The organism is Kitasatospora sp. NPDC091257 (genome assembly GCF_044757675.1).
Taxonomy (GTDB): domain Bacteria; phylum Actinomycetota; class Actinomycetes; order Streptomycetales; family Streptomycetaceae; genus Kitasatospora; species Kitasatospora lactacystinica.
Map to the genome: position 1 here is coordinate 1 of NZ_JBIVVI010000070.1, position 14,870 is coordinate 14,870.

The window sequence follows — 14,870 nt, forward strand, 5'->3', positions numbered from 1 at the left end:
GGTGCAGCACCCCCAGGTAGACCGTCTCCCCGGACGCCCGGGCCAGGTCGTCCGCCCACACCAGCGCCCGTGCCCGCAGCTCGTGCACGTCCAGGTAGCTCTGCCCCAGCCGCAGCAGCTCGGCGCCCAGCTGGTACTTGCCGGTCTCCGGGTCCTGCTCGACGAACCCCTCCTGCTGCAGCGTGCGGAGGATGCCGTGCGCGGTCCCCTTGGCCAGGTCCAGCGCCGTCGACACCTCGGACAGGCCCAGCCGGCGTTCACCGCCGGCCAGCAGGCGCATGATCGCGGCGGCCCGGGAAAGCGACTGGATCGGGCCGGGCATGGGTACCTCCGCGCTGAAAGGCGGTCGACAATGTCGACCACAGTGATGACGGGACGAGTCTGCCAGGCCGCCCGGACTCCGTGCACCTTCCCCCCGGGTAACCCGCCCGGGCCCTCCCGCCCGCGGCGCGGTCCGCCGGGTGCGCGGACGGCCCGGCGCCGGGCCCTCACCGCTCCCGCGCCGTCACCCCACCGCCCCCGCCCGCTGCGCCCGCAGCACCGTCACCTCCGCCGCCAGTGCCGCGATCCCGTCCGTCCCGACCCGGCAGCAGCCGCCCACCAGCCGCGCGCCGTCCGCGAGCCAGCCGCCCACCCGGGCCGAGCGGAAGGTCGGCTCGCCGCACCAGCCCCGGCGGGCGGCGTCCCAGCTCTCCCCGCTGTTCGGGTAGACCACCACCGGCTTCCCGGTCACCTCGGCGGCCACCGCCACCGCCCGGTCCGCGTCCTGCGGCGTGCAGCAGTTGACGCCCACCGCGACCACCTCGTCCACCTCCGCGGCCAGCGCGAAGGCCTCCGCCAGCGGCTGCCCGGCCCTGGTCCGGTCGCCCTCGACGCTGTACGACAGCCAGGCCGGCACCCCCAGTCCGCGCACCAGCCCCAGCAGCGCCCGCGCCTCGTCCGCGTCCGGCACCGTCTCCAGCGCCAGCACGTCCGGCCGGGTCGCCGCCAGCACCTCCAGCCGCGGCCGGTGGAAGTCCGCCAGCTCCGCGACGCTCAGCCCGTACCGGCCCCGGTACTCCGAACCGTCCGCCAGCACCGCCCCGTACGGACCCACCGAGGCCGCCACCCAGCGCCGCCGCCCGCCCGGCTCCGGCCGCGCCGCCTCCCGGGCCAGCTCCACGCTCCGCGCCAGCAGCCGCGCGGCCTGCGCCCGGTCGACCCCGCGGCGCGCGAAGCCCTCGAAGCTCGCCTGGTAGCTCGCGGTTATCGCGACGTCCGCGCCCGCCGCGAAGTACGCCCGGTGCGCCGCCACCACCGCCTGCGGGTCGTCCGCCAGCAGCCGCGCCGACCAGAGCTCGTCCGAGAGGTCGTGCCCGGCCGCCGCCAACTGGTTCGACATCCCGCCGTCGAGCACCAGCGGACCGGCGGCCAGCGCGGCGGCGAAGTCCGGCGGGGGAGCAGTGGGCATCTCGGTCTCCTCTGGAAGAGTTCCTGGTCACAGCCTAGGGGTGGGCGCCCCCGGGCCGGGCAGGAAAACCATTTGCCGCCGGGGAACGCACTCGCTACGTTGTGCTCAGCCCGAGAAGAACAGCACCGGCAGAACAGGCCCGGTGGCACCGGCGACCACGGAGAGGAGCCCGGCGATGGCAGCGGACGACCAACCGCCCCCCACCGGGCCCGGAGCCGAGCAGCAGTGGCTCGCCGCGTACGACCCGCGCGCCTACGCCCCGATCGCCGTCACCGTGGACGTGGTCGCCCTGACGTTGCGCCACGGCGGCCTGCACGTCCTGCTCGTCGAGCGCGGCGCCCCGCCCCACCAGGGCTGCTGGGCGCTGCCCGGCGGCTTCCTGCGGCGAACGACTCCTCCGAGCCCGCGGCGGAGCACGCCGTCGAGAAGCTCGACCGGCCGCTGCCCGAGGGCGTGCGCCGACGCGTGGTCGGGCTGGCCTCGGACGCGCTCGGCGGGCTGCCGGCGGGCGAGCTCCCGCAGAGCCTGCGTCAGTACGTGAAGTTCACGCCGGCGCGGCGGGCCAAGTACGCGGCCACCGCGCTGGCGGCGGCCCTGGAGGCGGAGCCGGCCTTCCGGGTACGGATAGCGGAGCGGCTGCGCCTCGGGCAGCCGGACCTGGTGAAGGCGCTGGAGTCGGGCACTGTCCCGAGCGCCGCCGATCCGATGGACGTCGCGGCCGCCGCCTACCTGGTGCGTTCGGCGGGCTGGAGCCGGCTGGTGGCCGAGGCCGGCGAGGAGGCCGAGCGGGCCGGCGCCGAGGACGCGGCCGCGGAGTCGGCCCGGCTGGTGGAGAAGCTGCACGCCGAGCTGGCCGAGGTGCGGGCCTCCGCGCGGGCGGACGTGGACCGGCAGCGGGCCGAGTCGGACGGCGTCCGCAAGGAGGCCGAGTCGCTGCGCAAGAAGGTGCGGTCGCTGGAGAGCGACACCCGCCGGGCGCAGGCCGAGACCCGCCGGGTGGCCGGCGAGCTGGAAGCCCTGAAGGCGCAGACCGCGGCCGAGCGCGGTGCGGCCGAGACCGAGGCGCGCAGGCTCAGGCACCGGGTCTCGGAGCTGGAGAACGCGGTCGAGCAGGGCCGCCGGTCGGCCCGTGAGGGGCGCAGCGTCGAGGACATGCGGCTGCGGCTGCTGCTGGACACCGTGCTGCAGTCGGCCCAGGGGCTCCAGCGGGAGCTGGCGCTGCCGGTCTCCCAGATCCGCCCGGCGGACCTGGTGGAGGCGGTGGTGCCGGGGGCGGCCTCGCCCCACGACGTGGCCCGGCGCGGGCTGGCCGAGGACGATCCGGCGCTGCTGGACCAGCTGCTGGCGATCCCCCAGGTGCACCTGGTGGTGGACGGCTACAACGTGACCAAGACCGGTTATCCGACGCTGCCGCTGGAGCAGCAGCGGATCCGGTTGCTGGGCGGGCTGGCGATGCTGGCGCAGCGCACCCAGGCGGAGGTCACCTGCGTGTTCGACGGGCAGGACCTGGACGTCCCGGTGATCATGGCGCCGCCGCGCGGGGTCCGGGTGCGGTTCAGCCGGACCGGGGAGACGGCCGACGAGCTGATCCGCCGTCTGGTGCGGGCCGAGCCGCAGGGCCGTCCGGTGGTGGTGGTGTCCACCGACCGGGAGGTCGCGGACGGCGTGCGGAAGGCGGGCGCGCGCCCCGTGGCCTCGGTGCTGCTGCTGAACCGGCTGGCGCGCCCCTGACCTCGACCGGACGTGCGATGCCTGGTCAGGAGTGGTTCCGGGGTGGTGTGCGGGTCCCGTGTCGTCAGTGTGCGGACCGGAGTTCACACCTACGGGGGAGTGGCAAAACGGATAGATCTTCACTAGGGTCTGGCGTCAAACCTATTTTCCGGAATCTCATCCCATCAGGTGAGTCCGTTGGAAGAAGGAGCAGGACCCTTGGCCTCCCACCGCCGTCCCAAGCAGCCGAGCCGCGCGCGGATCTCCGTGCTCACCGCTGCTGCTGCGACCGCGGTCGCCCTCTCCGCGCAGGTGGCCGCGCACGCCGCGCCGCAGCCGAACAAAACGGACGTCAAAGCGCAGATCGACCAGCTCCAGGAGGAGCAGGAGCAGGCGGCGGAGAAGTACAACGGCGCCAAGGAGCGGGCCGACCAGCTGCGCAAGCAGGCCGACCAGCTGCAGGACCAGGTGGCCCGCAGCCAGGAGCAGATGACCCAGCTCCAGGGCGGTCTCGCCGAGGTGGCGGGCGAGCAGTACCGCACCGGCGGCATCGACCCGTCCGTCCAGCTGATGCTCACCTCCGACCCGTCCGGCTACCTGGAGAAGGCCTCCACCGTCCAGCAGGCCAGCAGCAGCCAGGCCGAGGCGCTCAAGGGGCTGCTGGACCAGCAGCGCCGGCTGGACCAGGAGAAGGTCGAGGCCTCCGCCGTGCTCGCCTCGCTGGACACCACCACCAAGGACCTGAACCAGGCCAAGGCGGACGTCAACACCAAGCTGAAGGCCGCCCAGGACCTGCTGAACTCGCTGAGCGCCACCGACCGCGCCGCGCTGAAGGCCCAGCAGGCGCAGGACGACCGCGCCTCCCGCGGCAGCGACCGGGTCGACCTCAGCAGCCTGCCGCCGGCCAGCGGCTACGCGGCCGTGGCGATGGCCAAGGCGATGAGCAAGCAGGGCTCGCCGTACGTGTGGGGCGCCACCGGCTCGACCACCTTCGACTGCTCGGGCCTGATGGTCTGGGCGTACGGGCAGGCGGGCGTCTCGCTGCCGCGCACCTCGCAGGAGCAGGGCCACTACGGCACCCGGGTGCCCTCGCTGGACCAGGCCCAGCCGGGCGACCTGGTGGTCTACGGCAACGACATGCACCACGTCGGGATGTACATCGGCAACGGCATGGTGGTCCACGCGCCGCACACCGGTGACGTGGTGAAGGTGATGAAGGCCGACGCGATGTCGATCAACACCATCCGCCGGGTCTGACGGCCCGACACGCCCGCGGGCCCCTCCGGGGGCTGTGAAAAGCGCCACCCCTCGCGCGGGGGTGGCGTTCGGCTTTCCGCCCCTTCGCGGCCACATGCTGAGAACTGATCAGCCTTCTGTGTGCCAGTGGTCACCATCGGTCATTTTCACAGAAGAACTTGGGAAATCTTCGGTCTTTTTTCTGACAAGGATTTGAACGGATCACGGTTCAGTTACTAGGGTCGTGCCCTGAACCACCGCACTGTCGATCGCCCAGCCAGGGTGGCGGCGGTGGTTACCGTCGAGTTCGTGAGGCAGCGGGGCAGGTCGAAGCGACTGCCCGACAGGGGAGCCCAGTGGTTTGGGGGCGCTGCGGAGCGGAGCCGGGGAACCACGTTCCTCCGGGGTGAATCGACGCCAGGTCGGCCGATGGAACGGCCGTGAGGCGTCGTAGGGCATGCTTCCGGCCCGAACCCGTCAGCTCACCCGGTAGGCGGACGTAGGAAGAAGGAGTCCGCCTTCGTGGCGTCCCATCGTCGTCCCAAGCCCGCAGGCCGCGCCCGGGTCTCGATCCTGACCGGTGTCGCCGCGGCAGCCGTCGTCCTCTCCGCTCAAGGTGCCCACGCCGACCCGCAGCCGACCAAGGAACAGGTCAAGGGGCAGGTCGACCAGCTCAACGAGCAGGCCGAGATCGCGACCGAGAACTACAACGCGGCCCAGGCCAAGCAGCAGGAGCTGGAGAAGCAGGTCTCCGGCATGCAGGACCAGGTGGCCCGTCAGCAGGCCCAGGTCACCGAGCTCCAGGGCGGCCTGGCCGAGATCGCCGGCGAGCAGTACCGCAACGGGGGCATATCCCCGACCGTCCAGCTGATGTTCTCCTCCAGCCCGGACACCTTCCTCAGCCAGGCCGACGCGCTGAACCAGGCCGGCAGCACCCAGAAGGGTCAGCTGAAGGAGCTCCAGGAGCAGCAGCGCAAGCTCGACCAGGACCGCAACGAGGCCCAGGGCAAGCTCGCCGAGCTGGAGTCGACCACCCAGCAGCTGAAGGCCTCCAAGGAGGAGGTCCAGGGCAAGCTGAAGGCGGCCCAGGACCTGCTCAACACGCTGACCGAGCAGGAGCGCCAGGCGCTGCGCCAGGCCGAGGAGAAGGCCGCGGCCGACGCCAAGGCCAAGGCCGACGCCGCCCAGGCCCAGCAGCAGCAGGCCGACCGCGCCTCCCGCGACAACAGCCGCGGCGACCTCGCGACCGGCTCGTCCGGCTCGTCCGCCTCGACCGCCTCCTCCCCGGTGAAGGTGGCCCCGGGCAGCTCGCGCGGTGCCGCCGCGCTCTCGGCCGCCGCCTCCAAGATCGGCAGCCCGTACGTCTGGGGCGCCACCGGCCCGGGCTCCTTCGACTGCTCCGGCCTGATGGTCTGGGCGTTCAACCAGGCGGGCGTGTCGCTGCCGCGCACCTCGCAGGCGCAGGCCTCGGCCGGCACCCGGATCGGCTCGGACATCTCCCAGGCCCAGCCCGGCGACCTGCTGATCTTCTACACCGACGCCCACCACGTCGGCATCTACGCGGGCAACGGCCAGGTGCTGCACGCGCCCAAGCCGGGCGCGTCGGTGCGCTACGAGGCCGTCACCAACATGCCGCTGGCCTCCATCGTGCGGGTCTGATCACCGCTCGGACGCTTCCAGGCCCGGCCTCCCCCAGGGGAGGCCGGGCCTGCGGTTTTTCCTGCGGCTTTTCCCGAGGGCCGATCAAATGTCCGACAACAGCCTGAATATTCGGGTTGGCAGGGGTTTGGACTCGCTTGCCCTGACTCGCTAACGTCTGCCACCGGACTCCCGCTCGACGGCCGCCCGTCCCGGTGCGGCGGCGGGAGCCGCGCCGCAGGATTGGAGCCGCTGCCGCCATGCCCGTGCACCGCCGTTCCCAACTGCTCGCCCGGGCGCTGGTGCTGACCGCGGCCGCCGCCACCGCCCTGGGTGTGGCTGCCGGAGGCAGCGCCCAGGCCGCCCCCGGCAGCCCCGACCCGGGCGACCGCCAGGACGTCAAGACGCAGGTGGAACAGCTGTACGACGAGGCCGAGCAGGCGTCCGAGAAGGCCAACGCGGCGCAGGAGGCCCAGCGGCGGCTCCAGGGCGAGACCACGATCCTCCAGGGCGAGATCGCCGTGGCCCAGGACCAGCTCAACGGGCTGCGGGGCGACCTCGCGACGGTGGCCGGGGCCGAGTACCGCGGCGGCGGGATGACCCAGACCGCCCAGCTCATCCTCTCGCCCGACCCGGAGGGCTACCTGTCCCGCGCCCGCGCCCTGGGCCAGGCCGCCGCGCGCCAGCAGGAGACCCTGCACGAGCTGGTCGCCCGGCAGCGCCGGCTCGACCAGCGCCGGACCGAGGCGGCCGGCAAGCTCGACGAGCTGGACCGGACCCGCCGCTCGCTCGCCGACAGCAAGCAGCAGATCCAGCAGCGGCTGGCCAGCGCGCAGAAGCTGCTGAACGGTCTGGGCGCCGCCGAGCGGGCCCGGCTGACGGTCCAGGACGCCCGGGACGCCGAGCAGCGCGCCACCCGGGGCACCGACCGGCTGGACCTCGGCACCGCCCCGCCCGCCTCCGAGCGCGGGGCCGCCGCGCTGGCCGCCGCGGTGCGGATGATCGGCTCCCCGTACGTCTACGGGGCCACCGGCCCGCACGCGTTCGACTGCTCCGGTCTGATGTACTACAGCTGGCGGCAGGCCGGAGTGACCCTGCCGCGCACCTCGCAGGCCCAGGCGTACGCCGGGCAGCGGGTCAGCCTGTCCGAAGCGCGACCGGGAGACCTGGTGATCTTCTACCGGGACATGCACCACGTCGGCATGTACGCCGGCGGCGGCGTGATCGTGCACGCCCCCCGCCCGGGCGCCAAGGTCCGCTACGAGAGCGTCACCGCCATGCCGGTCTCCGGGGTGGTCCGGCTCTGAACGCCCCGCCGTCCGGCCCCGCCGACCCCACTGGCCCCGCCGGTACATCCGGCTCCCGCCCCCGCCGGACGCTGTCCCGGCGGGGCGCGCTGCTGCTCGCGGCCGGTGGGCTGGCCCAGCTGTCGCTGCCTCCGGCCGCCCCGGCGGCGCCCGCGGCCCGCTCGGCGGACCGGCACGCCGAGGTGGCCGCCGCGCTGGCGGAGCGGGCGCGTTCGGCGCCGCCGTGGGCCGGGCTGCCGGTGGCCGGGGCGGGGTACCGCAACCTGGTGCTCGCCGCCTCCGGCGGGCCGGAGCGGCTGACCGCCGCCGCCGAACTGGCGGTGCGGATCGCCGGGTACGACGAGTACCCGGTGGTGTACCCGCGCCGGATCGAGCTGGTCCGGGCCGGCGACGGCTGGCGGGTCGAGCGCGAGGAGAGCGCGGGCGGCCCGCCGGCGCCGTGGGACTTCGGGCCGCTCCGGTCGGCTCCGGGAGCGAACTGCCTGGTGGTCGGGCCGGCCGCCGGGCCCGACCCGGCCGAGCTGGCCGCGGTGGGGGACCGGGCGGTGCCCGCCGTCACCGAGGTCTGGGGCGGCGCCTGGCCGGAGCGGCTGCTGCTGGAGCGGCCCGCCACCGAGGAGCAGTTCGCCCGGCTGCTGGAGGGCGACCCGGACGGCTGGACGGGCATGGCGGCGGTCACCGTGGCCGCCCCCGGCGCACCGTGGCACACCCCGGCGGACCGGGTGCTGGTCAACCCGGAGGTGTACGGGCGGCTCAGCGACTTCGGCCGCCAGGTGGTGATCACCCACGAGGCCACCCACGTCGCGACCAGGGCCGACACCCGGGCCTGGACCCCGCTGTGGCTCTCCGAGGGCGTCGCCGACTGGACGGCGTACCGCGACTCGGGCCGCAGCCCGCAGCAGGTCGCCCCCGAGCTGGCCCGGGACGTCGCCGCCGGGAGGACGCCCACCGCGCTGCCCGCCGACCGGGACTTCGCCGCCGGGGCCACCGGCATCGCCCAGGCCTACGAGCAGTCCTGGCTGGCCTGCGAGCTGATCGCCCGCACCCACGGGCCGCAGCGGCTGGTCGCCTTCTACCGCGCGATCGGCGCGGCCGACGGGCAGGGCGAGGACCGGGAGCGCCGCACCGACCGGCTGATGCGCCGCGAGCTGGGCGTCGGGCTGGAGGAGTTCACCCGGCAGTGGCTGGCGCGGATGGCGGAGCTGAGGGGCTGATCAGCGGCGCTGCTCGGCCGGGGCGCCCGGGTGGTCGATGCCGTCCAGCAGGTCCTGCTCGTAGGCGATGCCCGGGCGCACCGGGTAGCCGGCGGACGGCAGCGCGGCGGGCTCGCGGTCCAGCACCACGGTCGGCGGCAGCGGCGCCTCGCCGCGGGTCGAGCGCCAGAGCCGGACGCAGGAGAGCACGGCCGCGGCCAGCAGCAGCAGGTTGCGCGCGGCCAGCACGGTGACCGCCACCGGGTCGCTGGCCAGCACCTGGGTGAACATGGTCGGGAACTCGACCAGGGTCAGCGGGCAGGCGAGCAGGATCAGTACCGCCACCGGCCGCTGGCTGCTGTTGCGCACGGTCAGGCAGACCGCCGCGACGCCGACCAGCCAGACCAGGTACTGCGGGCTGATCACCCGGCTGGTCACCACGAAGATCAGCAGCGCGCAGAGCGCCGCGTCGTACATGGTGGCCGCGCTGCGGCGCTTGGAGGTGTAGCGCCACAGCAGCAGCCAGGCGAAGCCCAGCACGGTGCCGGCCATCATCACCTTGCTGATCACGCTCACCCACGGCCCGAGCATCTCGGGGGAGCCGTAGTTCATCGTGACCCTGCCGTCCCAGCCGCCGGCGAGCCGGGCGAAGTGCAGCGGCAGCGCGCCGAGCGACTCGACCTCGATGCCGCGGTCCTTCTGGAAGGCCAGGAAGTCGAAGGCGCCGTTCATCCCGGCGGCCAGCAGGAAGCCGATCGAGACGGCGGTGGCGCCGGCCAGCGTCCAGGAACGGCGGGTGCGGCGGCCGGAGGGGGTGCCGATCAGGCCGAGCAGCGGCCAGATCTTGACGATGCCGCCCAGGCCCAGCAGCAGCCCGCCGACCGCCGGGCGGCGGATCAGCGCCAGCAGACCGGCCAGGGCGACCGCGGTGACGATGACGTCGAAGCGGTTGTAGATCATCGGGCCGAGCAGCGGGACGCCCACCACCCACATCCAGGCGCCGGTCAGCGCCCGGCCCCGGCGCAGGCCGGTGCGCACCAGCAGCGCGGCCGCGGCGGCGTCGGCGATCCCGCAGATCACCCAGAACGAGACCAGGTACGACCAGGGCAGCAGGCCCGGCAGCAGGATCACCAGGGCGGCGCCCGGCGGGTACTGCCAGGTCACGTCGTCGAAGGGGAAGGTGCCGGTCTGGAGCACGCCGTACCAGGCGTGGTAGATCATCCAGACGTCCGCCGTGACGTCGCCGCCGGGCGCCTTCAGCACGCCCGTCGCCAGCAGCACCAGCAGCGCGCGGGTGGCGATCCAGGTGGCGCCGAGCGCGGCGAGCGCCCCGAGCGGGCGGCCGAGGCGGCCGCGTGAAGAACCGGGCTCGGTGGCCGGGGCCAATTCCACTGCGCTCCCTCGTTCGTCTCGGACGTCCCCACCGGAGGCGTCGTGGAGACGGACGCCCGGGCCGCGTCGCACTGCGGCCTAGGTACTAGGACTGACCCGGGGGTCAAACGGTTGCCGTGCGCGGTTCCGTTCCCGGCGGGTCATGGTGTTGACCTATCGTACGGATCACCCAGCGGTACACCGCGCACCCCCCGACCGAGCGAGCCGTGGCCTGATGCACAGAACCTTGATCGTCACCAATGACTTCCCGCCGCGCCCCGGTGGCATCCAGGCCTTCGTGCACAACATGGCCGTCCGTCAGCCCGCAGGCAGTGTCGTGGTGTACGCCTCGACCTGGCGGGACGGCAGCGAGGTGGCCCGCTTCGACGCCGAGCAGCCGTTCCCGGTGATCCGGGACCGGACGAAGGTGATGGTTCCCACACCGCGGGTCACCCGGCGGGCCGCCGAGATCCTGCGCGCGGAGAAGTGCGACTCGGTCTGGTTCGGCGCCGCCGCGCCGCTCGGGCTGATGGCGCCCACGCTGCGCCGGGCCGGGGCCGGGCGGCTGCTCGGCATGACCCACGGCCACGAGGCCGCCTGGGCCCAGCTGCCGGTCTCCCGGCAGCTGCTGCGCCGGATCGGCGCCGGCACCGACGTGCTGACCTACCTGGGCGAGTACACCCGCTCCCGGATCGCCGCCGCGGTCGGGCCGCAGGCGGCGGCCCGGATGGTCCAGCTGCCGCCGGGCGTGGACGAGACGACCTTCCACCCGGGCTCCGGGGGCGCCGAGGTGCGCCGCCGGCTCGGGCTGGCAGACCGGCCGGTGGTGGTCTGCGTCTCCCGGCTGGTGCCGCGCAAGGGCCAGGACACCCTGATCGAGGCGATGCCGCAGATCCTCGCCGACGTGCCGGACGCGGTGCTGCTGATCGTCGGCGGCGGCCCGTACCGGGCGGACCTGGAGAAGCTCGCCGACGCCACGGGCGTGCGGGACTCGGTGCGGTTCACCGGCTCGGTGCCGTGGGAGGAGCTGCCCGCCCACTACGGGGCCGGGGACGTCTTCGCGATGCCGTGCCGCACCCGGCGCGGGGGGCTGGACGTCGAGGGCCTGGGCATCGTCTACCTGGAGGCCTCGGCGACTGGCCTGCCGGTGGTCGCGGGGGACTCCGGCGGCGCGCCGGACGCGGTGCTGGAGGGCGAGACCGGGTACGTGGTGCCCGGCGGCTCGGCCCCGGCGGCGGCCGAGCGGATCGTGCGGCTGCTGCGCGACGAGGAGCTGCGGCGGCGGATGGGCGAGGCCGGGAGGCGCTGGGTGGAGCGCTCCTGGCGCTGGGACCTGCTGGCCGGGCGGCTGACCTCGCTGCTGGCCGGGTGACGCCGACGGGCCCCGCCACTTCCTGGAGTGGCGGGGCCCGTCCGGCGCCCGCGGTCGGGCCGCGTCGGGCGGCCGCTTCCGGCGGCTACTTCCGGTAGAGCGCCTCGATGTCGGCCGCGTAGTCCTTCAGCACGACGTTGCGCTTGAGCTTGAGCGAGGGCGTCAGGTGGCCGCTCTCCTCGGAGAACTCGGTGTCCAGCAGCCGGAACTTCTTGACCGCCTCGGCGTGCGAGACGGCGGCGTTGCCGTCGTCCACCGCGCTCTGGAGGGCGGCCAGCAGGTCCGGGTCGTCGGCGAGGTCGGCGACGGTGGCGCCGGCGGGCTTGCCGTTGAGCTCCTTCCACTTCGGGAAGAAGTCCGGGTCGACGGTGATCAGGCAGGCGATGAAGGGCTTGCGGTCGCCGACCACCATGACCTCGCCGACCAGGGCGTGGGCCCGGATCCGGTCCTCGATCACGGCGGGGGCGACGTTCTTGCCGCCGGCCGTGACGATGATCTCCTTCTTGCGGCCGGTGATGGTCAGGTAGCCGTCGGAGTCGAGCGAGCCGAGGTCGCCGGTGGCGATCCAGCCGTCCTTGAGGGTGTCGGCGGTGGCCTTCGGGTTGTTCCAGTAGCCGGTGAAGACGTGCGGGCCCTTGAAGAAGACCTCGCCGTCCTCGGCGATCCGCACGGAGGAGCCGGGCACCGGCTGGCCGACCGTACCGATCTTCTGCTTGTCCCACGGGTTGAAGGCGGTGGCCGCGCAGGTCTCCGTCAGGCCGTAGCCCTCCAGCACGGTGAAGCCGATGCCCCGGTAGAAGTGGCCCAGGCGCTCGCCGAGCGGGGCGCCGCCCGAGATGGCGTAGCGGGCCCGGCCGCCGAGGGCGGCGCGCAGCTTGCCGTAGACCAGCTTGTCGAAGACCGCGTGCTTGAGCCGCAGCAGCAGACCGGGGCCACCCGCGTCCAGCGCCCGACTGTAGGCGATCGCGGTGTCGGAGGCCTTGTCGAAGATCTTGCCCTTGCCGTCGGCCTGGGCCTTGGAGCGGGCGGTGTTGTAGACCTTCTCGAACACTCTGGGCACGCCCAGGATCAGGGTCGGCTTGAAGGAGGCCAGCTCGGCGGTGACGTCCCGGATGTCGGAGACGTGGCCGAGCTTGATCGGGGCCATCGCCGGGGCGATCTCGACGAGCCGGGCGAAGACGTGGGCCAGCGGCAGGAAGAGCAGGACCGAACTCTCGCCGGTGTTGAACATCGGGGCCAGGCGCTCGACGACGTTGCCGCACTCGGCCAGGAAGTTGCCGTGGGTCAGCTGACAGCCCTTCGGGCGGCCGGTGGTGCCCGAGGTGTAGACGATGGTGGCGATGTCGTCGGGGCCGGCGATCCGGCGGCGCTCCTCGATCGTCGCGTCCGGGACGTCCTGCCCGGCCTCGGCCAGGGCGGCGATCGCCCCGCCCTCGATCTGCCAGGTGTGCTTCAGCTCCGGCAGCCGCTCGCGGACCGCGCCGACCACCCGGACGTGCTGGTCGGTCTCGATGATCACGGCGACCGCGCCGGAGTCGCCGAGGATCCACTCGACCTGCTCGGCGGAGGAGGTCTCGTACACCGGCACGGTGATCGCGCCGGCCGTCCAGATCGCGAAGTCCAGCAGCGTCCACTCGTACCGGGTACGGGACATGATGGCGACCCGGTCACCCGCCTCGACACCGGCGGCGATCAGGCCCTTGGCGGTGGCGTGCACCTCGGCCAGGAACTGGACCGACGTCAACTCCTGCCACTGGCCGTCCACCTTCCGGCTGAGCACGGCGAGATCCGGGTGCATCTCGGCGTTCCGGTGCACCGGGTCGGCGAGGTTGCCGTTGCTCGGTACCTGGTAGAGGGCCGGAAGGCTGAAGTCGAGCAAGACTGCTCCTCGTACGCGACGCTGCGGGACGGCAGGACGTTACTGCCCGGTAGGCAGCTTCGACCAGAGGGGTCGGCTCCGGTGTTCGAAGTGTCACACCCGGCCGGGTCGGACCAGGCCGTGACCGGGTCGTTCGAATGGCACCCTATGACAGAGCAGGGCGACCGGCCGGTAACATGCCCGGCCGCCCGGCGCCCGCCCGCGCCACGGCAGCCCGCCGGGCACGGCCCGCCCCGCCGCGCCGCCCGCCGGGCGCGATAGCCTGCTCCGGGCGGACCGGGCCGAGCGCGCCCCGGCCGGACCGGCAGGCAGAGGGACGAGGCGGAGGGCCATTCCATGGCGGAGCACACCAGGTCGAGCATCACCATCGACGCGACCCCGGCCACGGTCATGGCCGTGATCGCCGACTTCGCCGCCTACCCGGCCTGGACCGGGGAGGTCAAGGAGATCGAGGTCCTCAAGGCTGGCGAGGACGGCCGCGCCGCCGAGGTCCGGCTGCTGCTCGACGCCGGCGCCATCCGCGACGAGCACGTCCTCGCCTACACCTGGGACGGCGACCGCGAGGTCTCCTGGACCCTCGTCCGCAGCCAGATGCTCCGCTCGCTGGACGGCTCCTACACCCTCGCCCCGCTGGCCGGCGGCCGCACCGAGGTGACGTACCAGCTCGCCGTGGACGTCAAGATCCCGATGCTCGGCATGATCAAGCGCAAGGCCGAGAAGGTCATCATCGACCGCGCCCTGGCCGGTCTGAAGAAGCGCGTCGAAGGCTGACACGACCGAACGGGGGGCCGGACGGCATGACGGCGACACGCACCATCCTGATCAGCGGTGACTCGGGGGCTCCCACGGTGGCCGCCGCCACCGCCCTGCACGCCGCCCGGCGCGGCCACCGCACCTGGCTGCTGGCCGCCGACGACCCGCACCGCGCCCTGGACTCCGCCCTCGGCACCCGGCTGGAGCCCGAACCGCTCCTCCACGCACCGGGCCTGACCGTCTCCCGGATCGACGAGCAGGCCGCCTTCCGCTACGCCGTCGGCGAGCTCACCGGCCGGCTCAAGCCCGCCCTCGACCTGCTCGGCGCCGAACAGCTCGACCCCGAGGAGCTCACCGCCCTCCCCGGCATCGCCCGGCTCGCCCTGCTGCGCGCCCTGCCCGCCGCCGACCAGGACGTCCTGGTCGTGCTCGCCCCGCCGCCCGCCGAGCTGATCGCCACCCTCGCCCTGCCCGAACAGCTCGCCCGCTACCTGGACCGGCTCGTCCCCGAGCAGCGGCAGGCCGCCCGGGCGCTGCGCCCGCTGCTGGCCGGACTGGCCGGCGTCCCGATGCCCGCCGACTGGCTGTACGAGGGGCGCACCAAGGCCGTCGCGGCGCTCGCCGAGTCCCGCGCCGCGATCACCGGCCCCGGCACCAGCGTCCGGCTGGTCGTCCCGGCCGACGGCCACCCGTACCGCGAGCTGCGCCGGATCCGGGCCGGACTCGCGCTGCACGGGCACCGGCCGGACGCCGTGGTGGTGCACGGCGCGCTGCCCGGGGCCGCCGCCTCCTCGCCCGACCCTTGGCTGGCCGCCCTGGCCCGCCGCCGGCAGGAGGAGCTGACCGCGCTCGCCGCCGAGACCGACGCCCCGGTGCTGGTCACCGGCCTGGCCGACGCCACCCTGGAAGCCGTCGCCGACCGGCTCTACGGGGACGGGGACGGGCCCGAGCGGCTCACCCC

13 protein-coding genes and 1 riboswitch are annotated in these 14,870 nt (G+C 74.1%); of the genes, 9 read left to right on the plus strand and 4 right to left on the minus strand.

The window, feature by feature from the left end:
* The coding region (locus ACIQOV_RS05450; protein ID WP_401045180.1) for an IclR family transcriptional regulator at positions 1-322 on the minus strand (322 nt) is incomplete at its 3' end.
* Positions 323-505: 183 nt separating this feature from the next.
* Positions 506-1,450, minus strand: a complete 945-nt coding sequence (mmuM, locus tag ACIQOV_RS05455; RefSeq protein WP_359911143.1) for a homocysteine S-methyltransferase — start codon at positions 1,448-1,450, stop codon at positions 506-508.
* Between the two features lie 175 nt (positions 1,451-1,625).
* Between mmuM and ACIQOV_RS05460 the strand changes: the two genes are divergently transcribed.
* The 6 genes from ACIQOV_RS05460 (at position 1,626) to ACIQOV_RS05485 (ending at position 8,555) form a co-directional block, all read left to right on the plus strand.
* A complete protein-coding gene (locus tag ACIQOV_RS05460) occupies positions 1,626-1,991 on the plus strand; it encodes a hypothetical protein (RefSeq protein WP_401045184.1) in 366 nt (121 codons plus the stop codon).
* Positions 1,904-3,181: an NYN domain-containing protein gene (locus ACIQOV_RS05465; RefSeq protein ID WP_401045187.1), complete on the plus strand. Its 1,278-nt coding sequence runs from the start codon at positions 1,904-1,906 to the stop codon at positions 3,179-3,181. The genes ACIQOV_RS05460 and ACIQOV_RS05465 overlap by 88 nt, the downstream gene beginning before the upstream one ends.
* Positions 3,182-3,379: 198 nt before the next feature.
* Positions 3,380-4,417 (plus strand): NlpC/P60 family protein, encoded by a 1,038-nt coding sequence (locus tag ACIQOV_RS05470; RefSeq protein ID WP_359897070.1) that lies wholly within the window; start codon positions 3,380-3,382, stop codon positions 4,415-4,417.
* Positions 4,418-4,754: 337 nt separating this feature from the next.
* Positions 4,755-4,908: riboswitch (cyclic di-AMP (ydaO/yuaA leader) on the plus strand.
* Positions 4,909-4,918: 10 nt separating this feature from the next.
* A complete protein-coding gene (locus ACIQOV_RS05475; RefSeq protein ID WP_401045190.1) occupies positions 4,919-6,055 on the plus strand; it encodes an NlpC/P60 family protein in 1,137 nt (378 codons plus the stop codon).
* A 239-nt stretch (positions 6,056-6,294) separates the two neighbouring features.
* Positions 6,295-7,341, plus strand: a complete 1,047-nt coding sequence (locus ACIQOV_RS05480; RefSeq protein WP_401045193.1) for an NlpC/P60 family protein — start codon at positions 6,295-6,297, stop codon at positions 7,339-7,341.
* A gap of 182 nt (positions 7,342-7,523) precedes the next feature.
* Positions 7,524-8,555 carry a hypothetical protein gene (locus ACIQOV_RS05485; RefSeq protein WP_380545971.1) on the plus strand — a complete coding sequence of 344 codons (1,032 nt, stop codon included), beginning with the start codon at positions 7,524-7,526 and terminating at the stop codon, positions 8,553-8,555.
* Here the strand turns inward: ACIQOV_RS05485 and ACIQOV_RS05490 are convergent, their stop codons facing one another.
* The gene (locus ACIQOV_RS05490) at positions 8,556-9,926 is read right to left on the minus strand and encodes a glycosyltransferase 87 family protein (RefSeq protein WP_359897078.1); all 1,371 of its coding nucleotides are present in this window, start codon (positions 9,924-9,926) and stop codon (positions 8,556-8,558) included.
* 214 nt (positions 9,927-10,140) lie between these two features.
* Between ACIQOV_RS05490 and ACIQOV_RS05495 the strand changes: the two genes are divergently transcribed.
* Positions 10,141-11,277, plus strand: a complete 1,137-nt coding sequence (locus ACIQOV_RS05495; protein WP_359897079.1) for a glycosyltransferase family 4 protein — start codon at positions 10,141-10,143, stop codon at positions 11,275-11,277.
* Between the two features lie 85 nt (positions 11,278-11,362).
* On the opposite strand, the gene ACIQOV_RS05500 is transcribed toward ACIQOV_RS05495, so the two are convergent.
* Positions 11,363-13,156: an AMP-dependent synthetase/ligase gene (locus ACIQOV_RS05500; RefSeq protein ID WP_401045197.1), complete on the minus strand. Its 1,794-nt coding sequence runs from the start codon at positions 13,154-13,156 to the stop codon at positions 11,363-11,365.
* 336 nt (positions 13,157-13,492) lie between these two features.
* On the opposite strand from ACIQOV_RS05500, the gene ACIQOV_RS05505 reads away from it, so the two are divergent.
* Together ACIQOV_RS05505 and ACIQOV_RS05510 are read left to right on the plus strand one after the other, a co-directional pair.
* Complete coding sequence (locus tag ACIQOV_RS05505) at positions 13,493-13,927, plus strand: SRPBCC family protein (protein ID WP_359897082.1); 435 nt, start codon at positions 13,493-13,495, stop codon at positions 13,925-13,927.
* Between the two features lie 26 nt (positions 13,928-13,953).
* Positions 13,954-14,870: ArsA family ATPase (locus tag ACIQOV_RS05510; protein ID WP_401045199.1), on the plus strand; the 917-nt coding region annotated here is incomplete at its 3' end.

Coding starts and splice junctions, on each gene's coding strand:
- mmuM (WP_359911143.1), bottom strand. CDS start 1,450: ATGCCCACTGCTCCCCCGCCGGACTTCGCCGCCGCGCTGGCCGCCGGT.
- ACIQOV_RS05460 (WP_401045184.1), top strand. CDS start 1,626: ATGGCAGCGGACGACCAACCGCCCCCCACCGGGCCCGGAGCCGAGCAG.
- ACIQOV_RS05480 (WP_401045193.1), top strand. CDS start 6,295: ATGCCCGTGCACCGCCGTTCCCAACTGCTCGCCCGGGCGCTGGTGCTG.
- ACIQOV_RS05495 (WP_359897079.1), top strand. CDS start 10,141: ATGCACAGAACCTTGATCGTCACCAATGACTTCCCGCCGCGCCCCGGT.
- ACIQOV_RS05505 (WP_359897082.1), top strand. CDS start 13,493: ATGGCGGAGCACACCAGGTCGAGCATCACCATCGACGCGACCCCGGCC.